This window comes from Nocardioides jiangsuensis (assembly GCF_019679455.1).
In the GTDB taxonomy this organism is placed as follows: domain Bacteria; phylum Actinomycetota; class Actinomycetes; order Propionibacteriales; family Nocardioidaceae; genus Nocardioides_C; species Nocardioides_C jiangsuensis.
Genome location: NZ_JAIEZQ010000002.1, coordinates 984049 through 1005093, shown reverse-complemented (window position 1 = coordinate 1005093; position 21045 = coordinate 984049). Strand labels below are relative to the sequence as shown.

The window sequence follows — 21045 nt, the reverse complement described above, 5'->3', positions numbered from 1 at the left end:
CCCTGCCGCTCCGGAGCCCGGGAACGGCGCTCCCGCGCGCGTCCCGCGAGCTAGAACATGATCGTGGAGAACGTCGCGGTCTGCTCGAACCCGACCGCCGCGTAGGCCCGGCGCGCCGGGGTGTTGTGGTCGTTGACGTAGAGCGAGACCACTGGGGCGATCTCGCGCAGGGCGGTGGCCACCACGGCGGCCATGCCGGAGGTGGCCAGCCCCTCGCCGCGCCGGGTCGGGTCGACGTACACGCCCTGGATCTGGCAGGCGTACGGCGACACCGCGGCCACCTCGGCCTTGAACAGGACCCGGCCGTCCTCGATGCGCGCGAACGACCAGCCCTTGCCGATCAGCTGGGCGACCCGGGCGCGGTACATCGCCGCGCCTCCCCCGGCCTCCGGCGAGACGCCGACCTCCTCGGTGTACATCGCCACGCACGCCGGGTAGAGCACGTCGAGGTCCCCGGGCCGGGTGCGTCGCACCCCCGGGTCGGGCTCCACGTCGGGGGCGCGGTCGATCTCCAGGTGCGGCTGCACCCAGCGCACGTCGCGCGGCCGCGACCAGTGGTGCTCGAGCTCGTCCCAGAGACCCGTGACCGCGTCGGCCGGGCCGACGATCGTGGCGCAGCGCCGGCGCTGGCGGATCGCGCGGGCGGCGAACGCCTGGACCGCCTCGGGGGTGGCGTCGACCGGCACCAGGTTGGCGGCGGCGTGGCAGGCCGAGACGAGCTCGCCGTCCTGGACGTAGCCCCACATCTCGCCGCCCATCCACCGCGGGTCGAGCCGGGTGATCCGGGCGCGGTGGTCGACGAAGACGTTGACCACCGGATCGCGCGCGACGAGCTCCGACAGCGCGGGGAGGTCGGAGGGGCCGAGAAGGCGCACGCCGTGCTGGGTCCGGAGCACGTAGCGGAGCCTACGCGACGTTCGCGGAGCCGGCGCCGGCACGCGCGTTCGCACGCAGCGGCGACGTCCAGGCGACGACGACCCCGACGAACGCGACCCCGGTCATCACGAACAGGGTCGGGCGCACCCCGAGCACCCCGCTGAGCGCGCCCGCGACGAACGCGCCGCCGGTCCAGCCGGCTCCCCAGGCGAGCATCCGGCCGGCGGTGTTGACCCGGCCGAGGAGGTGCTCGGGGGTGACCTGCTGCCGGTAGCTGATCGAGTTCACCGCGACCAGGGTGTACGCCGCGCTCCAGACCAGCAGGGAGAGCGCTCCGGCCCACCACAGCGACCACACCGGCGTGAGCACGCCGAGCACCGCGGAGACCGGCAGCGCCACCAGGGCGACCCGGGCCGGCGTCGTACGGCGCAGCAGCCGGGGCAGCGTGACGGAGGCGAGCAGGCCGCCGACCGCCCAGGCGCCGTACACCAGGCCGAACCGCAGGCCCTCCGTGCCAAGGCCGAGCTGCCGGTCGATCCAGACCACCATCAGCGCCACGAACCCGCCGCCGCCGACACACTGGGTGAAGCCGACCACGGTCATCGTGCGCACCCCGGCGTGCTGCCACAGGTAGGACAGCCCCTCGCGGATGTCGACGAGGACCTGCCGCGGGGTCAGCGGCGGCCGCTGCCGGCTGCTGTCGTGCAGCGGCCGGGTGATGCCCGAGATGAGCGCGGCGGAGACGAGGAAGGACAGCGCGTCGACGAGCAGCAGGGTCGCCGGGTGCAGCACGGCCAGGGCCACGCCGACCGCGGCCGGCATCACCACCTCGACCACGCCCTGCAGCGACCACACGTAGGCGTTGGCCTGTGCGATCCGGGAGCGCCCGACGAGCATCGGCACCGCGCCGAACACCGCGCCGTCGAAGAAGGTGCCCACGGTGGGCCCGAGGAACGCGACGGCCAGGACGTGCGGGACGGTGAGCATGCCGAGCAGGTGTGCCACCGGGACGGTCGCGAGCAGCAGCGCGCTGCACACGTCCGCGACGACCATCACCGTGCGCCGGTTCCAGCGGTCGCTCAGCGCCCCGGCGAACAGCCCGAACACGGCGTACGGCGCCGCCTCCAGGCCGGCCACGAGCGCGGTCGTCGACGCCGAGCCGGTGAGCCGGTAGACCAGCACGGGCAGCGCGACCAGGGTGATGATGGAGCCGACGAGCGAGAGGCCCCGGGCCGCGGCGTACCGCTGGAAGTCCCGGTCCCGCAGCAGGGTCCGCCCCGGGTCCTCCGTCATCGCACTCCCCCGTGCCGTGTGGTCGCCGGAAGCCTAGGGCAGCCGCACGGCGCGCGTCAGGAGACCGTGACGGTGGCGCCGCCGGGCTCGCCGTCGACGGGCTCGCCCATCTCCTCGGCGATCCGCATGGCCTCCTCGATCAGCGTCTCCACGATCTTGGCCTCGGGGACGGTCTTGATCACCTCGCCCTTGACGAAGATCTGGCCCTTGCCGTTGCCGGAGGCGACGCCGAGGTCGGCCTCGCGGGCCTCGCCCGGACCGTTCACGACACAGCCCATGACCGCGACCCGGAGCGGGACCTCGAGGCCGTCGAGCCCCGCGGTGACCTCGTCGGCGAGCTTGTACACGTCGACCTGGGCGCGGCCGCAGGACGGGCAGGAGACGATCTCGAGCCGGCGCGGCCGCAGGTTCAGCGACTCGAGGATCTGCAGGCCGACCTTGACCTCCTCCACCGGCGGGGCGGAGAGGGAGACCCGGATGGTGTCGCCGATCCCGCGCGAGAGCAGCGAGCCGAAGGCGACCGCGGACTTGATCGTGCCCTGGAACGCCGGGCCGGCCTCGGTGACGCCGAGGTGCAGCGGCCAGTCACCGCGCTCGGAGAGCATCTCGTAGGCCTTCACCATGACCACCGGGTCGTTGTGCTTGACCGAGATCTTGAAGTCGTGGAAGTCGTGCTCCTCGAACAGGCTCGCCTCCCAGACCGCGGACTCCACGAGCGCCTCGGGGGTGGCCTTGCCGTACTTCTCGAGCAGCCGCGGGTCGAGCGACCCGGCGTTGACGCCGATCCGGATCGACGTGCCGCGGTCCTTCGCGGCCTGCGCGATCTGCTTGACCTGGTCGTCGAACTTGCGGATGTTGCCGGGGTTCACGCGGACCGCGGCGCAGCCCGCGTCGATCGCGGCGAAGACGTACTTCGGCTGGAAGTGGATGTCGGCGATCACCGGGATCTGCGAGTGCTGGGCGATCTGCGGCAGCGCGTCGGCGTCGTCCTGCGACGGGCAGGCCACCCGGACGATGTCGCAGCCGGAGGCGGTGAGCTCGGCGATCTGCTGCAGCGTGGTGTTGACGTCGGAGGTCACCGTGGTGGTCATCGACTGCACCGAGACCGGGGCGTCGCCGCCGACGAGGACCTTGCCGACCTTGATCTGGCGGGTCTTCCGCCGCGGTGCGAGCACCGGCGGGGGTGCTGCGGGCATACCGAGGTTGACCGAGGTCATCGAGTGCGTCCTTCTTTCTCCGGTCGAGTCACGCGAGGTTCACCGACTCCGACTGTATCCCCGGGGCCGCTGCCGCCACCGCGACAGGTCTGCCCCCTAGCCGAGCCGGACCGGCGCCACGATGTCGGCGTAGATCAGCACCACGCTCATCACGAGGATGACACCGGCCATCACGTAGGCCACGGGAAGCAGCTTCGCCACGTCGAAGTAGCCCGGGTCGGGGCGCCGGAGCAGCTTGGCGATGCCGCGCCGTACCGCCTCGTACAGCGCGCCGGCGATGTGCCCGCCGTCGAGCGGCAGCAGCGGGATGAAGTTGAACATGCCCACGAACAGGTTGATCCCGCCGAGCAGCATCAGCAGGCTGACGAACCGGTCGCTCACCGGGACCTCGTGGGCCGAGGCGACCTCCCCGGCGACCCGGCTGGCGCCCACCACGCTCATCGGCCCGTCGGCGGAACGCTCCTCGAGGCCGAGCGCGGCGCGGGCGACTCCGACCAGCTTCACCGGCATCTCGCCGAGCGCCTTGACCGTCTCCCACGTGTAGGTGCCCATCGTGGCCACCACGAAGCCGGCGTCCTTCTTGTCCAGCACCATGGTCGGCGCGACCCCGAGGAAGCCGGCCTCGACCACCTGCCCGTCGTCCCGCAGGTCCGGGCGCGGCGAGACGGTGGTGTTGGTCGTGGCGCTCCGGCGCTCCCCGTCACGCTCGTAGACGATGACCGCCCGGCCGTCCTCGTTGGCCCGGATCAGGCCCGACAGCTGCTCCCACGAGGTCACCTCGGTGCCGTTGAGGGTCAGGATCCGGTCGCCGGGCTGCAGCCCGGCCTGCTTCGCCGGCGCGACCGGGTCGGCCGGGGTGCACTTGCGCTGCTGCTGGTTCAGGGTCTCCGGTGTCACCGCGATGACGCAGTCGCTGACCTCGTCGACCGTCGTGGTCGGCTCCGGCTGGCCGTGCAGCATGAACACGCCGCCGAAGAGCAGGAAGGCCAGCACGAGGTTCACCGTCGGGCCGCCGGCCATCACGATGACCTTCTTCCACCAGGGCAGGCGGTAGAACAGCCGCTCCTCGTCGCCGGGCTCGACGAGCTCGTACTCCGCGGCGCGGGCGTCGGAGATCAGCTGGGTGAACATGCCGGTGTTGGACTTGCGGATCCGGCTCGGGTCGTCCTCCGGGCCGGGCGGGAGCATCCCGACGAGCTTGACGTAGCCGCCGAGCGGGATCGCCTTGACGCCGTACTCGGTCTCGCCGCGGCGCCTGGACCAGACCGTGCGGCCGAAGCCGATGAAGTACTGGGTGACCTTCACGCCGAACTTCTTCGCCGGCACCATGTGGCCGAGCTCGTGCAGGCCGATCGAGGCCGCGACGCCGACGACGAAGAGCACCACGCCGAGGGTGTACATCAGCACGGTCATCGGGGGTTCACCACAGCTCTCCGGTTCACCCGCCGAGACGCACGGCGGCCTCCTGGCGCGCCCATGCGTCGGCGGCGAGCACGTCGTCGACGGTCAGTTCCTGCTCAGTCGAGCGTACGTCGTGCGCGCCCAGGACACGCTCGATCGTGGACACGATGTCGGTGAAACGCATCTCGCCGGCCAGGAACGCCGCGACGCACACCTCGTTCGCCGCGTTGTAGACGGCCGGAGCGGTGCCGCCGAGGCTCCCCGCCTCCCGGGCCAGGCGTACGGCGGGGAAGGCCTCGTCGTCGAGCGGGAAGAACTCCCACGTCTCGGGCCGGGTCCAGTCCACCGCCGGCGCGGCGTCGGGGACCCGGTCGGGCCAGGCCATGCCGAGGGCGATCGGGATCATCATGCTCGGCGGCGAGGCCTGCGCGAGGGTGGACCCGTCGTGGAACTCGACCATCGAGTGCACCACCGAGGTGGGGTGCACGACCACGGCGATCCGGTCGAAGGGGATGCCGAAGAGCAGGTGCGCCTCGATCACCTCGAGGCCCTTGTTCACCAGGGTCGCGCTGTTGACCGTGACCACCGGGCCCATGCTCCAGGTGGGGTGCGCCAGCGCCTGCTCGGGGGTGACGTTCTCGAGGTCCGCGCGGGAGCGGCCGCGGAACGGCCCGCCGCTGGCGGTCAGCACGAGCCGGCGCACCTCGTCGGCACGGCCGCCGCGCAGGCACTGCGCGAGCGCGCTGTGCTCGCTGTCGACGGGGACGATCTGGCCGGGCTTGGCCCGCGAGGTCACCACCGGGCCGCCGATGATCAGCGACTCCTTGTTCGCCAGCGCGAGGGTGTTGCCGGCGTCGAGCGCGGCCAGGGTCGGGCGCAGGCCCACCGCGCCGGTGATGCCGTTGAGCACCACGTCGCAGACCGTCGCCGCCGCCTCGGACGAGGCCTCCTCCCCCAGCCCGGAGAACGCGGGCCGGAACTCCGCGCACTGCTGCTCGAACAGCTCGGGGTTCGACCCACCGGCGGTCAGCGCGACCACGCGGAACAGGTCGGGGTTCGCGCGGACCACGTCGAGGGCCTGGGTGCCGATGGAACCGGTCGAGCCGAGCACGACGACGTCCCTGCGAGAGCTCATGGCGACATCCTCCCACCGGGTCTCCGGCGCCGGCTCACAGGTCGAGGCCGGTCAGCACCATCACCCGCTCGTAGGTCAGGTCCGCCATCGTGTAGCGGACGCCCTCGCGGCCCACGCCGGAGTCCTTGGCGCCGCCGTACGGCATCTGGTCCGCGCGGTAGCTGGGCACGTCGCCGACCACGACCCCGCCGACCTCGAGCTCGCGGTGCGCCCGGAACGCGGTGCGGAGGTCGTGGGTGAACACCCCCGCCTGGAGCCCGTAGCGCGAGGCGTTCACCAGGCCGAACGCCTCGTCGGTGCCGGACACCCGCTGCAGCGCGAGCACCGGCCCGAAGACCTCCTCGCACATCACCTTCGCGTCGGCCGGGACGGCCTCGAGCACGGTGGGGGCGTACGTCGCACCCTCCCGGCTCCCGCCGGCGAGGAGCCGTGCGCCCGCCGCGACGGCCTCCTGCACCCACGACTCGACCCGGCGCGCGGCGGCCTCGTCGATCATCGGGCCGACATGCGTGGCGGGATCGGCCGGGTCGCCGGTGCGCAGGGCGCCCACCGCCTTGACCACGCGGTCGCGCAGGTCGTCGTACACGGTGGTGTCGGCGTAGACCCGCTGGACGCTGATGCAGGACTGCCCGGCCTGGTAGGTGCCGAACGCCGCGATCCGGGTGGCCGCCCAGTCCAGGTCGCGCTCCCCGACGTAGTCGGCGCAGACCACGGCCGCGGCGTTGCCGCCGAGCTCGAGCACGACGTGCTTGCGCGGGACGGCGTCCTGGATCGCGTGGCCCACCGGACCGGAGCCGGTGAAGGAGACCACCGGCAGCCGCGGGTCGGCGACGAGCCCGGCCGCGCGGTCGTTCTCGACCAGGACCACGCCGAGCATGCCCGCCGGCAGGTCGGTCTCCGCCACGATCTCCGCCAGCAGCAGCGCGGAGAGCGGCGTCTTCGGGGCGGGCTTGAGCAGCACCGGGGCCCCGACCGCGAGTGCCGGCGCGACCTTGTGGGCGACGAGGTTGAGGGGGAAGTTGAACGGCGAGATCGCCAGCACCGGACCCTTGGGCACCCGGCGCACGTAGGCGATCCGGCCCTCGGCGGCGGGCTCGGTGTCGAGCCGCATCACCTCCCCGGACCAGGTACGGGTCTCCTCCGCCGCCCAGCGGAACACCGACACCGCCCGGCCCACCTCCGCGCGCGCCCAGACCAGGGGCTTGCCGCTCTCCGCGGTGATCGTCGCGGCGAGCCCATCGGCCCGGGCCGCGATGCCCGCGCTGATCCGGGCCAGCGCGTCGGCGCGCGCGTGCACCGGCAGGGCCGCCGCCTCGGCCGCGACGTCGACGGCCGCCCGGACCGCCCGCTCGACCTGCTCGGGGGTCGCGTACGACGTGGTCCCGACCGCTCTCCCGTCGTACGGGCTGCGCACCACCAGAGGACGTTCGCCGTGCACCCAGGCACCGGCCACCAACAACGGAATCAGAGCCTCTTCGCGCAATTTGCCACCGTTTCCTCGATGAACCGCCACCACGACGCACCAGATCCGTGGCATTCCTCCGCGCCGCACCCTAACCTGTTCACCATGAGCGACGCAGCAGACGTGACCCGCCACGGCGGCCCCGAGCTGCCGCAGGAGCGGCGGCTCGTCACCGAGATCCCCGGCCCGGTGTCGACCGCGAAGTTCGCCCGGCGCGACCAGCACGTGGCCGCGGGGGTCGGGACGACGCTCCCGGTGTTCGTCGAGGCGGCGGGCGGCGGGGTGCTCGTGGACGCCGACGGCAACTCGCTGATCGACCTCGCCTCGGGGATCGCGGTCACCAGCGTCGGCAACTCCGCCCCCGAGGTGACCAGCCGCGTGGTGGAGCAGGCGCAGGCGTTCACGCACACCTGCTTCATGGTCACGCCGTACGACGGCTACGTCGACGTCTGCGAGCGGCTCGCGCACCTCACCCCCGGCACGCACCCGAAGAAGTCGGCGCTGCTCAACTCCGGGGCCGAGGCGGTCGAGAACGCGGTCAAGGTCGCCCGCTCCTTCACCGGCCGGGACGCGGTGGCGGTCTTCGACCACGCCTACCACGGCCGCACGAACCTCACCATGGCGATGACCGCGAAGAGCATGCCCTACAAGCACGGGTTCGGCCCCTTCGCCAACGAGGTCTACCGCGCGCCGGTGTCCTACCCGTTCCGGGAGCCCGCGCCGGTCTCCGGCGAGGAGGCGGCCGACCGTGCCATCGACGTGCTGGAGAAGCAGGTCGGCGCCGCGAACCTGGCCTGCGTCGTCATCGAGCCGATTCTCGGCGAGGGTGGCTTCGTCGTCCCCGCGCCCGGCTTCCTCCCCCGCCTGCGGGAGTGGACCGAGCGGCACGGGATCGTGTTCGTGGCCGACGAGATCCAGACCGGCTTCTGCCGCACCGGCGACTGGTTCGCCTGCGACCACGAGGGGGTCGTCCCCGACCTGGTGACCACCGCGAAGGGCATCGCCGGGGGCTTCCCGCTCGCCGCCGTCACCGGCCGCGCGGACGTCATGGACGCGGTGCACGTGGGCGGTCTGGGCGGGACCTACGGCGGTAACCCGGTCGCCTGCGCCGCCGCGCTGGGCGCCATGGAGGCGATGGAGAAGCACGACCTCGCCGCCCGCGCCCGCGCGCTCGGCGAGACCATGACCCGCAGACTCACCGCCCTCGCGGAGGAGTACCCCGTCATCGGCGACGTCAGGGGGCGCGGGGCGATGATGGCGGTCGAGATCGTCGGCGCGGACGGGCACACCCCTGATGCCGTCCGCGCCGGCTCCCTCTCCGCCTACTGCCACGCGCAGGGCGTGGTCACGCTCACCTGCGGCACCTACGGCAACGTGCTGCGCTTCCTGCCGCCGCTCGTGATGCCCGACCACCTGCTCGAGGAGGCGTTCGACGTGCTCGCCGACGCCTTCGCCTCGACCACGTAAATCGGGATTTACCGTGCACCGGACCCAGACGTTCCTAAACTGAGGGAGGGAGGGCCCTCACGGGGGTCCCGTGGGATGGGGGACGGACATGGCGGTTTCCGCAACCGGCGCATCGGGGCTGTCGATCAGGAGCATGCGCGCCCTGACGGGCGTCGTCGCCGGCATCGCCGGCGTGGGGTTCTACCTCTACGGCCCGGCGGTCACGCCTGCCCTGCACGCCGCGGCGGTGGCGGAGTGCAACGACATCACCGGCGGCAGCTACCGCCACGTGCGGCTGGACTGGGTCGCCGGCGTGACGCCGTACTGGCAGTGCTCGTGGAGCAACGACCCGGGCCGGGCGGCGGTCGACATGGGCTGGTGGGTCACACCCACGCTCTGACCTCCGCGGCGCACGGCCCGGGCGGCTAGCCGGGCCGCCGCGGTCACTGCTCGCGCAGGCCCCACGGGGAGCCGTACTCCCCCAGCAGGTCCAGGAACGGGACCGCGTCGAACGCCTCAGGGCCCAGCACGCCCGCCCCGGACCAGGTGCCCGTCGCGAGCAGCTCCAGCGCCACCACGGGGTTCAGCGCGGTCTGCCAGACGACGCACTGGTGGCCGTACTCCGCCATGGACCACGCGTTGTCCACGACGTGGTAGAGGTACGTCGACCGGGGGCGGCCGTCCTTGCCGGTGCCGGTGACCCACAGGCCGGCGCACGTCTTGCCGTGCATCCGGTCGCCCAGCGCGGCCGGGTCCGGCAGGCAGGCCGCCACCACGTCGCGCGGCGACACCTCGACGCCGCCGACCCGCACCTTCTCGGTGCGGTCCAGGCCCAGCTTGTGCAGGGTCTTGAGCACGTCGACGAACTCGGCGCCGAGGCCGTACTTGAAGGTGACCCGTTTCGCCTCCACCCAGCGCGGCATCAGCACGACCTCCTCGTGCTCCACGTTCACGCACTCGACCGGGCCGATCCCGTCGGGGAAGTCGAAGGTCTCCGGCTCGCTGAACGGCTCGGTGGTGTACCAGCCGCCGTCCACGTCCGCCCGCGACCGCTCCCAGACCAGCGGCGGGTTGAGGCACTCCTCGATCGTGGTCCAGATCGAGAACGACGGCGCGAACTCGTAGCCGTCGACGGTGAGGTTCGAGCCGTCCCGGGTGCCGAGCTCGTCGATCTCGCTGAACAGGTGGTCCGCGGCGTACCGGGCGAACACGTCGGAGAGGCCCGGCTCCACGCCGATCCCGACCAGGGCGAGCCGGCCGGACTCCTCCCAGGCGGTCGCCTGGGAGAACTGCTCGTCGCCGAGCTTCACGCCGGTGCGGGAGTACGGCGCCTCCGGGTGCGGCCGCGACAGGCTCATCGCCATGTCGAGGTAGTCCGCGCCGGCGGCGAAGGCCCCCTCGAAGATCGGCATCACGAAGCGCGGGTCGACCGCGTTCATGACATGGGTGACCGCGCGCTCCCGCGCCAGCGCGGCCACGGACTCCGCGCTCGACGCGTCGACCTGCGCCGCGACGAAGCGCTCGTCGGACGCGGCGGCCTTCTCCGCGCGGCCGAGGTCGTAGTCGGCGACCACGACCTGCTCGAAGAAGTCACGTCGCGCCGCGATCGCAGCGAACGCGGCGCCGACGCCGCCGGCGCCGACCAGGAGGATCCTCATGCGTCGTGTTCCCCGCTCACTCGCCGATGTAGGACATCACGTGCTTGATGCGCGTGTAGTCCTCCAGCCCGTACATGGACAGGTCCTTGCCGTAACCGGAGTGCTTGAAGCCGCCGTGCGGCATCTCGGCGACGATCGGGATGTGGGTGTTGATCCACACCGCGCCGAAGTCGAGCCGCTTGGCCATCCGCATGGCGCGGCCGTGGTCCTTGGTCCACACCGAGGACGCCAGGCCGTACTTCACGCCGTTGGCCCAGCGCAGCGCCTCGGCCTCGTCGCTGAACCTCTGCACGGTGATCACCGGGCCGAAGATCTCCTCCTGGATCGCCTCGTCGTCCTGCTGCAGCCCGGAGACGACGGTGGGGCTGTAGAAGTAGCCACGCTCCCCCTGCCGGGAGCCCCCGGTCTCGACCGTGGCATGGCCGGGCAGGCGCTCCATCATCCCGCTGACCCGGGCCAGCTGGTTCTCGTTGTTGAGCGCGCCGTAGAGCACGTCCTCGTCGTCCGGCGCGCCGGTGCGGGTGCCCTTGGCCTGCTCGGTGAGCGCGGCCACGAAGTCCTGGTGCACGCCGGGACCCGCCAGCACCCGGGTGGCCGCGGTGCAGTCCTGGCCGGCGTTGAAGTAGCCCGCCATCGCGATGCCCTCCGCCGCTGCCTCGACGTCGGCGTCGTCGAAGACGATGACCGGCGCCTTGCCGCCGAGCTCGAGGTGCGCCCGCTTGAGCTGCGCGGCCGCCGAGCCGGCGACCTCCATGCCGGCCCGCACCGAGCCGGTGATCGAGACCAGCTGCGGCGTCGGGTGCTCGACCACGGCCCGGCCGGTGGTGCGGTCGCCGCACACCACGTTGAAGACGCCCGGCGGCAGGAACTCCTGGGCCAGCTCGGCGAGCAGCGTCGTGGACGCCGGCGTGGTGTCGGACGGCTTGAGCACCACCGCGTTGCCCGCGGCGAGCGCCGGCGCGATCTTCCAGATCGCCATCATCAACGGGTAGTTCCACGGCGTCACCTGGCCGACCACGCCGATCGGCTCGCGGCGTACGAAGGAGGTGTGGTCCTTCATGTACTCGCCGGCCGCGCGGCCCTCGAGGACCCGCGCCGCGCCGGCGAAGAACCGCAGCTGGTCCACGCAGGGCGGCAGCTCCTCGGACTCGGTCATCCCGAGCGGCTTGCCGGTGTTCTCCGACTCGACCTTGACGAACTCCGCGGACCGCTGCTCGAGCGCGTCGGCGATCTTGAGCAGGGCCTTCTGCCGCTCGGCGGGGGTGGTCTCCCCCCAGGTCTCGAACGCCTCCGCGGCCGCCCGCATGGCGCGGTCCACGTCCTCCGCGCCCGAGGCCGGCGCCGCGGCGTACACCTCGCCGGTCGCGGGGTTCACGATGTCGTAGGTCTCGCCGGAGGCGGCCTCGACGGCCCTGCCACCGATGATGTTCCGGAACTGCTGGCTCATTGCTGGTGTCGCCCTTCATGTCACACACGGGACCGGTGAGCCGAGCCTAACCACGCGACAACGGAATCGGTAGGGCATCGCGCAAGCGGGCTACGGATTCTTCACGATCCTGTGACGCCGGCGGGCGACCTCGCCAGTCGGCCGCGAGTCAGGCGGCCGCTGGCGCCGGCGAGCCGGCGCACCCGGGGCGAGGCGGCGCAGAGCCGGAGGTCGCCCCGCTCGTGCAGGCGTTGTACGACCTGCCGGCGCTCGCGCCCGCGACCTCCTGACCTCATGCCGCGTCAGCGACAGTCGGCCAGCCAGCGCTCGAAGTCCCAGGTCTCGAGGAACGCCCGCGCGGCCTCCTGGCCGGCCGCGAGCAGCTGGTCCTGCTCGCCCTCGTCGAGCCCGAAGTCGACCGCGCTGACGCCGCCGGTGTCGACGTACACCGAGCGGGCCACGTTGCACGGGTCGAGGACGTGCTCGGCCTGGTTCGCCTCGATCGCGGTCTGCACCAGCGCCACACCGAGCGCGACCGGACCCCGCACCGGGGACACCGCTCCGCCGTTGCCCGGACCGCCGAGGCGTAGCGCGTCGAGGCGCACGCCCAGCGTCGGCCAGCGCGGGACCCGCTCGTCGAGCCGGTCGAAGACCCCGATCGGGTAGTTCGACAGCAGCCCGCCGTCGACCAGCGTCGAGGTGCCCGCCGTGCCGCGGAGGGTGACCGGCTCGAAGAAGTACGGGATCGAGGCGGAGGCGCGGACCGCGTCGGCGACCCGCTGCTCGTCGGGGTCGAGGCCGTACTCCGGGTAGTCCCAGGGCAGCTGCAGCAGCCGCCTCCGGGAGAGGTCGCTGGCGGTGACCACGAGGCCGTAGCGGTGATGCATGGTGCCGTCGTCGCCCGGGTCGTCGGTGCGCAGGTCGCCGAAGGTCTCCACACCGAGGTCCCGCAGGACCCCGTCGAGCCAGTCGTGCAGGTAGTCGCCCTCGTAGACGCCGTCCTCCAGCAGGACCGAGAGCCCGTCGGTGAGGAACCCGAGCGGGCCGAGGTACCTGCCGGGGAAGCCGCGGTCGCGGAAGCGCCGGTAGTCCAGGCTGCGACTGACGTCCTCCAGCCGGCCGATCGGCTCGCCGCGGCGCTGCAGGGCGGCGAGCACCGCGCCGACGATCGCACCGGCCGAGCTGCCCGCCACGCGCGGGAACCGGTAGCCCGCCTCGACGAGCGGCAGGGTCGCGCCGACCAGGGCGATGCCCTTGACGCCCCCGCCCTCGAGGACGAGGTCCGCGCGGAGGTGCTCGGCGGCCGGGCCGGTCGCGTCCGTGTCGTGGAGCGTCCGGCCGGCCGGCCGACCGGTTTCGTCCGCCGGTCCGGAGGGTGCGTCGTACGAGCCCGAGACGTCCATGGCGGCGACCCTAACGCGACGAACCGACACCGCTGACCGACCCCCGCCGGAGGTGGCTTGCGGTAGTTCGTGAGCAGATGGCCGCCCCAGGTCCCCGAGGCAGCCATCTGCTCACGAACCGCGCCCGGCCGGCCGCCCGGCGACCGGAGAGGAGCCGGGGCCGGCCGCGGGCCGGACCCTGCAGTCAGCCGAAGACGCGCTCGCCGTCGACGTACGTCGCGACGACCCGGGCGGCTCCGATCTCCTCCGGCGGCCCGCGGAACGGGTCGCGGTCGAGCACGGCGAGGTCGGCGAGCATGCCCGGTGCGACGTGCCCGGTGCGGTCGAGGTGGTTCACGTGCGCCGAGCCGCTGGTGTACGCCGCGAACGCCTCCGCGGTGCTCAGCGCCTGCTCGGGCAGGAACGCCTCGGAGCCCTCGACCCCGGAGGCGCCGTGCACCCAGCGGTTCACCGCGACGTGGATGCCCTGCAGCGGGTCGGGGCTGCTCACCGGCCAGTCGCTGCCGGCGACGAGTCGCGCGCCGGCGCGGGCCAGGTCGGCGAACGGGTACTGCCAGCGGCTGCGCTCCGGGCCGAGGAACGGCAGGGTCAGCTCGGTCATCTGCTCGTCGAACGCCGCCCACAGCGGCTGCATGTTCGCGGCCACGGCGAGGTCGGCGAAGCGCGGCCGGTCGTCGGGATGGATCACCTGGACGTGCGCGATGTGGTGGCGCAGGTCGGCGGCGCCGTTGACGGTCCGCGCCTGCGCGAAGGCGTCCAGCGCCTCGCCCACCGCCCGGTCGCCGATCGCGTGCACGTGCACCTGGAAGCCGGCGGCGTCGAGGCGCACGACGGCCTCCCGGAGCACCAGCGGGTCCACGAAGGACAGGCCGTGGTTGTGCGTCCGCACGCCGCAGCGGTCGAGGTACGGCGCGCTCATCGCGGCGGTGCCGTTCTCGGCGACCCCGTCCTGCATCACCTTGACCGTCCCCGGCACGAACCGGGGGTGCGCGCTCGTCGACCGGCGCCGCTCCACGAGCTCCTCGACCTGCTCGAGCCCGCGCTCGCGGTCCCACCACAGCGCGCCGCGGACCCGGGCGGTCAGCTCCCCGGACGCCGCCGCCCGGAGGTACGTCGGCGTCACGTCCCGCAGCCCGGCGTAGTCGCCGAGGATCGCGTCCTGCCAGGCGGTGATCCCGAACGAGTGCAGGTGCGCCTGCGCGACGAGCAGCGCCTCGAGGAGCTCCTCGTCGCCCGTCACCGGGAGCAGCCGCTCGACCAGCGACATCGCCCCCTCGTGCAGCGAGCCGGTCGGCGTCCCGTCGGGTCCGCGGTCGAGGCGCCCGTCCGCCGGGTCGGGCGTGCGCCGGTCCACGCCCGCGAGCTCGAGCGCGCGCGAGCTCACCCAGGCCCCGTGGTGGTCGCGGTTGGGCAGGAACACGGGCCGGTCGGGCACCACGGCGTCGAGGTCCGCGGCGGTCGGGCCGGCCGGGCCGAAGGCGGTCATGGACCAGCCGCCGCCGAGGACCCACTCCCGCTCGGGGTGCTCGGTCGCGTAGCGCGCGACGGCGGCGAGGTACTCCTCGCGCGTGGACAGCCCCGACAGGTCGCAGCGGATCCGCTCGAGGCCGCCCTGCACCGGGTGCACGTGGGCGTCCTGGAAGCCGGGCAGGAGCAGCCCGCCGGCGAGGTCGACCTGCTCCGCGCCGGCCGGCACGTCGAGGTCCGCGTCCGGCGCGACCGCGACGACCAGCCCGTCGGCCACGACCGCGCCGTGCCCGGGGAGGTGCCGCTGCCCGTCGTACACGCCGCCCCCACGCAGCACTGTCGCCCGTCCGGCCACGCCGCCTCCCTCTATCTACGGAATCAGTAGGTCTCCTGCGCATTGCTCCACGACATGACCAATCTAACGCCTTGTGGACGACTGATTCACTTGCGAACTGCGGACCGGCAGGAGAGGATGGCAGCGGACGACCACGAGCACCCGTCGACCACGAGCACAAGGGGAAGTCATGTCATCGGAGACCACACAACCGTCGCACGTCACCGCGATGGACGGCGAGGCCTACGCCACCCTCCAGAAGTCCGCCCGCGACCACCTGTGGATGCACTTCACCCGGATGTCGAGCTACGACCAGGCGGACGTGCCGATCATCGTCCGCGGCGAGGGGCCCTACGTCTACGACGCCAAGGGCAACCGCTACCTCGACGCCCTCGCCGGCCTGTTCGTGAACCAGCTCGGGCACGGGCGCACCGACCTCGTGGAGGCCGCGGCCAAGCAGGCCTCGGAGCTGGCGTTCTTCCCGCTGTGGTCCTACGCCCACCCCACCGCGATCGAGCTCGCGGAGCGGCTGGCCGGCTACGCCCCCGGCGACCTCAACCGGGTCTTCTTCACCACCGGTGGCGGCGAGGCCGTCGAGACCGCCTGGAAGCTGGCCAAGAACTACTTCAAGCTCACCGGCAAGCCGATGAAGCACAAGGTGATCAGCCGCGCGATCGCCTACCACGGCACCACCCAGGGCGCCCTCTCGATCACCGGGCTGCCCGGCCTCAAGGCGGTCTTCGAGCCGCTGGTGCCGTCGACGTTCCGGGTCCCGAACACCAACTTCTACCGCGCACCCCAGCACGGTGACGATCTCGAGGCCTTCGGTCGATGGGCCGCTGACGAGATCGCCGTCGCGATCGAGAACGAGGGCCCCGAGACGGTCGCCGCGGTGTTCCTCGAGCCGGTGCAGAACGCCGGTGGCTGCTTCCCGCCGCCGCCCGGCTACTTCCAGCGGGTGCGTGAGATCTGTGACCAGTACGACGTGCTGCTGGTCAGCGACGAGGTCATCTGCGCCTTCGGCCGGCTCGGCCACATGTTCGCCGCCGAGCGCTACGACTTCCAGCCGGACATGATCACCTTCGCGAAGGGCGTCACCTCGGGCTACTCGCCGCTCGGCGGCATGATGGCCACGGACCGGTTGATGGAGCCGTTCCTGCACGGCACCAACACGTTCCTGCATGGCTACACCTTCGGCGGCCACCCGGTCTCGACGGCGGTCGCGCTGGCCAACCTCGACGCGTTCGAGAACGAGGGCATCAACAAGCACGTGCGCGCCAACGAAGGCGCGTTCCGGGCGACGCTGGAGAAGCTCAACGACCTGCCCATCGTCGGCGACGTCCGGGGGGACGGGTTCTTCTACGGGATCGAGCTCGTGAAGGACAAGGCGACCAAGGAGACGTTCGACGACGCGGAGGCGGAGAAGCTGCTGCGTGGCTTCCTGTCCAAGGCGCTCTACGCCTCCGGGCTGTACTGCCGCGCCGACGACCGCGGCGACCCGGTCGTCCAGGTGGCGCCCCCGCTGATCTGCGACCAGGAGCACTTCGACGAGATCGAGCAGCTGCTGCGCGCCGTCCTCACCGAGGCGTGGTCGCTGCTGTAGCAAGCGGCGCTCCCGCGAACGCCCGAGCCGTGCGGGCCGGTGATCCGGCTAGGAGTCGAAGCCGAGGCCCATCCGGTCCAGCGTCCGCAGCCACAGGTCACGCCGGCCCTCGCGCGCGTCGGCGCGTGCCAGCGACCGGCGGGTGAGCTGCACGCCGGCGTAGCGCAACGGCTCGGGCGGGAACGGGAGCGGCCGCTCGCGCACCATCCGCAGCCGGGTCCGCTCGGTGTCCTCCCCCGCCAGCAGGTCCAGCATCACCTCGGCGCCGAACCGGGACGCGGCCACGCCCAGCCCGGTGTAGCCGAGCGCGTAGCCGACCCGGCCCCGGTGCGCGGTGCCGAAGAACGCGGCGAACCGGGTCGAGGTGTCGATGACGCCGCCCCAGCGGTGCGTGAAACGCAGCCCGTCCAGCTGCGGGAAGGTCTCGAAGAAGTGCTCGGCGAGCACGCGGTGGGTCGCGGCGCGCTGCTCCAGGCCGCGGTGGACCTGGCTGCCGTAGTGGTAGACCGCGTCGTAGCCACCCCACAGGATCCGGTTGTCGCGGGTGAGCCGGTAGTAGTGGAAGAGGTTGCCCGAGTCGCCGACGCCCTGCCTCCCCCGCCACCCGACGGAGGCGAGCTGCGCGGGTGACAGCGGCTCGGTCACCAACACGTAGTCGTAGACCGGCACGGTCATCAGCCGCAGCCGGCGCAGCAGCGCGGGGAACGCGTTGGTCGCCAGCGCCACCGACGCCGTCCGCACGGTGCCGGCACGGGTGCGCACCTGGACGCCGGCGGGGCCGCTGGCCAGCCCGGTGACCGCGGTGTGCTCGTGGATCCGCACGCCCAGGCCAAGGCAGGCCTCGCGCAGCCCCCAGGCCAGCCGGGCCGGCTCGACCATCGCGGTGCCCTCCGGGTCCAGGAGTCCGCCGAGGTACGACGGGGAGGCGACCAGCTCGCGCACGGCCGGGGCGTCGAGCAGCTCCACCCGGTGGCTCGCGTCCCCCATCTCGCGGGCCAGCCCGGCGAGCTCCTCGACCTGGTGGGGAGCGGTCGCCACCATCAGCTCGCCGGTCCGCTCCCAGTGGCAGTCGATGTCGTAGCGGCGCACCGTCTCGCCGATCTCGCGGAGGTTCTCCGCGCCGAGCCGGTCGGCCTCGGCGAGCTCCTCGGGCCACCGGGCCCGCCCGTTGCCGAAGCCGTGGGTGAGGCTGGCCGAGGCGAACCCGCCGTTGCGCCCGCTGGCCTGGTCGCCGCAGGCGCCCGCCTCGAGCAGCAGCACGTCCCGGCCGGGGTCCCGCTCCTTGGCGCGCAGTGCGGTCCACAGCCCGGTGTAACCGCCGCCGACCACGGTCAGGTCCGCGGTGGTGGCACCGGCCAGCGGCGGAACCGTCACGGGCCGGTCCGGGTCGTCGAGCCAGAACACCGCCGGCCGCGCGTCGGCGAGCGCCCGCCCCGCGGCGCCGGCGGCGTCCGCGGGAGGGGCTACGGGGCGTTGCGTCACCGGACGATCTGACGGCGGCGCCGACCGAGCTCGCCGCCCAGCACCAGCGCGAGGGCGACCAGGAACATGATCGTGCCGATCACGTTGATCTGCGGCGGGATCCCGCGCTGGGCGGCTCCCCACACGAACATCGGGAACGTCACCGTCTGACCGGAGTTCAGGTTGGTGATGATGAAGTCGTCGAAGGACAGCGAGAAGCTCAGCAGCGCCGCGGACAGGATGCCGGGGAACACCAGCGGGAAGGTGACCCGCCAGAACGTCTGCCACTCGTTGGCGTAGAGGTCCATCGCCGCCTGCTCCAGCCGCGGGTCGAGCCCGCTCAGCCGCGCCTTGACGGTCACCACCACGAAGGAGAGGCAGAACATCACGTGCGCCAGGAAGATCGTCCAGAAGCCGAGGACACCCGCGAACCCCGCGTTCACGAAGAGCGCGAGGAGCGAGGAGCCGAGCACGATCTCGGGCGAGGCCATCGGCAGGAAGACGAAGACGTTCGCCGCCGACCTGCCCCGGAACCGGTGCCGCACCATCGCGAACGCCATCAGCGTGCCGAGCAGGGTCGCGACCAGGGTGGCGAGCAGGCCGACCTTGAGGCTGACGGCCACCGAGTCGCACAGCTGGAAAGGTGCGCAGATGTTGGTCCAGTTGTTCCACGTGAACGCGTCGAACTGGTAGGTCTGCCGGGCCGCGGGCTCGTTGAACGACATCAGGATGACCACGAACACCGGGGTGAACATGTAGAGCAGCACCAGGATGGCGTAGATCAGCACGACGTGGTCGCTGAACCAGCGGCGCCCGCGATAGGCCAGGGTGCTCATACGAGCTCCTCGGTGCCGGCTCGTCGCACGTAGAGGAAGACCATCGCCACGATCACCGCCATCAGCGTCACCGACAACGCGGCGGCGACCGGGTAGGCGCCGGCGCCGAACAGGTCTTGGATCTCGTTGCCGATCATCCGCGTGGTGGGCGTCCCGAGCAGCTCGGCGTTGATGTAGTCGCCCGCGGCCGGGATGAAGGTGAGCAGGGTGCCCGCGACCAGGCCCGGCATGGACAGCGGCAGGGTGATCTTGCGGAAAGCGGTGAACGGCGAGGCGTACAGGTCGTGCCCGGCCTCGACCAGCCGGGGGTCGATCTTCTCCAGGCTCGCGTAGAGCGGCAGCACCATGAACGGCAGGAAGTTGTAGGTCAGCCCGGTCACCACCGCGAACGGCGTCGCCAGCAGGTGCCCGTCGGGCCCGAGCAGCTGCAGGGTCTTCAGGGTCTCGACCAGGAAGCCGTTGTCGCCGAGCAGCAGCTGCCACGACAGGGTGCGGACCAGGAAGCTGGTGAAGAACGGCGCGATCACCAGCACCAGCATCAGGTTCTTCCACCTGCCCGACTTGAACGCGATCGCGTAGGCGAGCGGGTAGCCGAGCAGGATGCAGGCCACGGTGGCGAGCAGCGCGTAGACCAGCGACCGGCCGAACTGGACACCGTAGTCACGGATGCCGTCGACGTAGTTCTGCCAGTGCCAGGTCATCGAGTAACCGGTCTCCACGGACCCGGCCGGGTCGTAGAGGCTGGTGCTGACCAGGGTGATGGTGGGCACGAGGAAGAAGATCGTGAGCCACAGCGCACCCGGCAGCAGCAGGATGTAACCGGTGACGCCGCGCTTCTGGGGTGGCTCGACGGCCGCGGCCTGCTGCTGCTCACCCCCGCCGAGGTGTGCCGCCGAGACGCTCACTCCGCGACCTCCCTCTCCACCCCCGCGGTCGCGTCCTGGGCCGCGTCGAGCAGGAAGGTGTGCGCCGGCATCCAGTGCAGGTCGACCTGGTCACCGGTCCGGAACGACAGCCGGGCACCGGTGTTCTGCTCGAACACCATCAGCTCCTGTCCCCACGGCAACCGGGCGAGGTACTGGGTGCTCACGCCGACGAAGCTCACGTCGGTGACCACCGCGCCCCGGAGCACGTTGGAGCCGTCGTCGGTCTCGGACCCGGTGTGGGCGAGGAATACCTTCTCGGGGCGGACCCCGACCCAGACCCGCCCGGTGAGTGCGGCCGCCCGCGCCAAGGGCGCGACCAGCCGGCTGCCCTCGACGTCGAGCAGCAGGTGGTCCTCGTCCTTCTCGACCACGGTGGCCGCGACGAGGTTGGACTGGCCGAGGAAGTTCGAGACGAACGTCGTCGACGGGTGCTCGTAGAGCTCGGCGGGGCTGCCCATCTGCTCGATCACGCCGCTGTTCATCACCGCGATGGTGTCGGCCATGGTCATGGCCTCCTCCTGGTCGTGGGTGACGTGGACGAACGTGATGCCGACGTCGGTCTGGATGCGCTTGAGCTCGATCTGCATCTGGCGGCGCAGCTTGAGGTCGAGCGCGCCGAGCGGCTCGTCGAGCAGCAGCACCTGCGGGCGGTTGATCAGCGCGCGGGCCAGCGCGACGCGCTGCTGCTGCCCGCCCGAGAGCTGGGTCGGCTTCCTGCCGCCGTACTGGCCGAGCTCGACCAGCTCGAGCATCTCCTCCACCTGCGGCTTGACCTTCTTCGCACCCGTGCGCCGCAGCCCGAACGCCACGTTCTCGAAGATGGTCAGGTGCGGGAAGAGCGCGTAGCTCTGGAAGACGGTGTTCACCGGCCGCCTGTACGGGCGCAGCGTGGTGATGTCGTCCGCGCCGAGCCGGATGGAGCCGGCGGTGGGCTCCTCCAGCCCGGCCACCATCCGCAGCGTCGTGGTCTTGCCGCAGCCCGAGGGGCCGAGGAGGGCGAAGAACGAGCCCTGGGGGACGGTGAGGTCGAGGTCGTCGACGGCGGTGAAGGCGCCGAAGCGCTTCGTGACGCCGGTGAGGACGAGATCAGATCCGGCCATG

The 21045-nt window shown here is 72.3% G+C and carries 16 protein-coding genes and 1 pseudogene; 3 read left to right on the top strand and 14 right to left on the bottom strand.

Going from position 1 to position 21045, the window contains the following annotated elements; all coding sequences use genetic code 11:
- Positions 1 to 50: 50 nt before the first annotated feature.
- From K1X13_RS13350 to K1X13_RS13325, 6 genes are all read right to left on the bottom strand, one after another.
- Entirely contained in the window at positions 51 to 896 is an 846-nt protein-coding gene (locus tag K1X13_RS13350) for a GNAT family N-acetyltransferase (RefSeq protein ID WP_221025515.1), read from the bottom strand.
- Between the two features lie 10 nt (positions 897 to 906).
- Complete coding sequence (locus tag K1X13_RS13345; RefSeq protein WP_221025514.1) at positions 907 to 2169, bottom strand: MFS transporter; 1263 nt, start codon at positions 2167 to 2169, stop codon at positions 907 to 909.
- 56 nt (positions 2170 to 2225) lie between these two features.
- On the bottom strand, positions 2226 to 3386 hold the full coding sequence (gene ispG, locus K1X13_RS13340) for a flavodoxin-dependent (E)-4-hydroxy-3-methylbut-2-enyl-diphosphate synthase (protein ID WP_221025513.1): 1161 nt from the start codon (positions 3384 to 3386) through the stop codon (positions 2226 to 2228).
- Between the two features lie 96 nt (positions 3387 to 3482).
- The gene (locus tag K1X13_RS13335) at positions 3483 to 4799 is read right to left on the bottom strand and encodes a M50 family metallopeptidase (RefSeq protein ID WP_221025512.1); all 1317 of its coding nucleotides are present in this window, start codon (positions 4797 to 4799) and stop codon (positions 3483 to 3485) included.
- Positions 4800 to 4824: 25 nt separating this feature from the next.
- Complete coding sequence (dxr, locus tag K1X13_RS13330) at positions 4825 to 5922, bottom strand: 1-deoxy-D-xylulose-5-phosphate reductoisomerase (protein ID WP_221025511.1); 1098 nt, start codon at positions 5920 to 5922, stop codon at positions 4825 to 4827.
- A gap of 34 nt (positions 5923 to 5956) precedes the next feature.
- The gene (locus K1X13_RS13325; protein WP_225914976.1) at positions 5957 to 7459 is read right to left on the bottom strand and encodes an aldehyde dehydrogenase family protein; all 1503 of its coding nucleotides are present in this window, start codon (positions 7457 to 7459) and stop codon (positions 5957 to 5959) included.
- Positions 7460 to 7489: 30 nt separating this feature from the next.
- Here K1X13_RS13325 and gabT point away from each other — a divergent pair, with 30 nt between their 5' ends.
- Complete coding sequence (gabT, locus tag K1X13_RS13320) at positions 7490 to 8851, top strand: 4-aminobutyrate--2-oxoglutarate transaminase (protein WP_221025509.1); 1362 nt, start codon at positions 7490 to 7492, stop codon at positions 8849 to 8851.
- Between the two features lie 133 nt (positions 8852 to 8984).
- Positions 8985 to 9230: a hypothetical protein gene (locus tag K1X13_RS13315; RefSeq protein ID WP_221025508.1), complete on the top strand. Its 246-nt coding sequence runs from the start codon at positions 8985 to 8987 to the stop codon at positions 9228 to 9230.
- Between the two features lie 43 nt (positions 9231 to 9273).
- Here the strand turns inward: K1X13_RS13315 and K1X13_RS13310 are convergent, their stop codons facing one another.
- From K1X13_RS13310 to K1X13_RS13295, 4 genes are all read right to left on the bottom strand, one after another.
- Positions 9274 to 10488 (bottom strand): saccharopine dehydrogenase family protein, encoded by a 1215-nt coding sequence (locus K1X13_RS13310; protein ID WP_221025507.1) that lies wholly within the window; start codon positions 10486 to 10488, stop codon positions 9274 to 9276.
- Positions 10489 to 10504: 16 nt separating this feature from the next.
- On the bottom strand, positions 10505 to 11935 hold the full coding sequence (locus K1X13_RS13305; RefSeq protein ID WP_221025506.1) for a gamma-aminobutyraldehyde dehydrogenase: 1431 nt from the start codon (positions 11933 to 11935) through the stop codon (positions 10505 to 10507).
- Positions 11936 to 12216: 281 nt separating this feature from the next.
- Complete coding sequence (locus tag K1X13_RS13300; protein WP_221025505.1) at positions 12217 to 13317, bottom strand: patatin-like phospholipase family protein; 1101 nt, start codon at positions 13315 to 13317, stop codon at positions 12217 to 12219.
- 184 nt (positions 13318 to 13501) lie between these two features.
- Positions 13502 to 15139, bottom strand: coding sequence for an amidohydrolase (locus tag K1X13_RS13295; protein ID WP_221025504.1), 1638 nt, complete (start codon positions 15137 to 15139; stop codon positions 13502 to 13504).
- Between the two features lie 169 nt (positions 15140 to 15308).
- On the opposite strand from K1X13_RS13295, the gene K1X13_RS13290 reads away from it, so the two are divergent.
- Positions 15309 to 16721 (top strand): aspartate aminotransferase family protein, encoded by a 1413-nt coding sequence (locus tag K1X13_RS13290; RefSeq protein ID WP_225914975.1) that lies wholly within the window; start codon positions 15309 to 15311, stop codon positions 16719 to 16721.
- A gap of 48 nt (positions 16722 to 16769) precedes the next feature.
- Here K1X13_RS13290 and K1X13_RS13285 read toward each other — a convergent pair whose 3' ends face one another.
- From K1X13_RS13285 to K1X13_RS13270, 4 genes and pseudogenes are all read right to left on the bottom strand, one after another.
- Entirely contained in the window at positions 16770 to 18203 is a 1434-nt protein-coding gene (locus tag K1X13_RS13285; protein WP_221025503.1) for an NAD(P)/FAD-dependent oxidoreductase, read from the bottom strand.
- Positions 18200 to 19018 (bottom strand): ABC transporter permease, encoded by an 819-nt coding sequence (locus K1X13_RS13280; protein ID WP_221025502.1) that lies wholly within the window; start codon positions 19016 to 19018, stop codon positions 18200 to 18202. The genes K1X13_RS13285 and K1X13_RS13280 overlap by 4 nt, the downstream gene beginning before the upstream one ends.
- Positions 19015 to 19923: an ABC transporter permease gene (locus K1X13_RS13275; protein ID WP_221025501.1), complete on the bottom strand. Its 909-nt coding sequence runs from the start codon at positions 19921 to 19923 to the stop codon at positions 19015 to 19017. The genes K1X13_RS13280 and K1X13_RS13275 overlap by 4 nt, the downstream gene beginning before the upstream one ends.
- Positions 19920 to 20954 (bottom strand): annotated as a pseudogene (locus K1X13_RS13270) (ABC transporter ATP-binding protein); the annotation flags it as partial. The gene K1X13_RS13275 and the pseudogene K1X13_RS13270, both read right to left, overlap by 4 nt.
- Positions 20955 to 21045 lie beyond the last annotated feature (91 nt).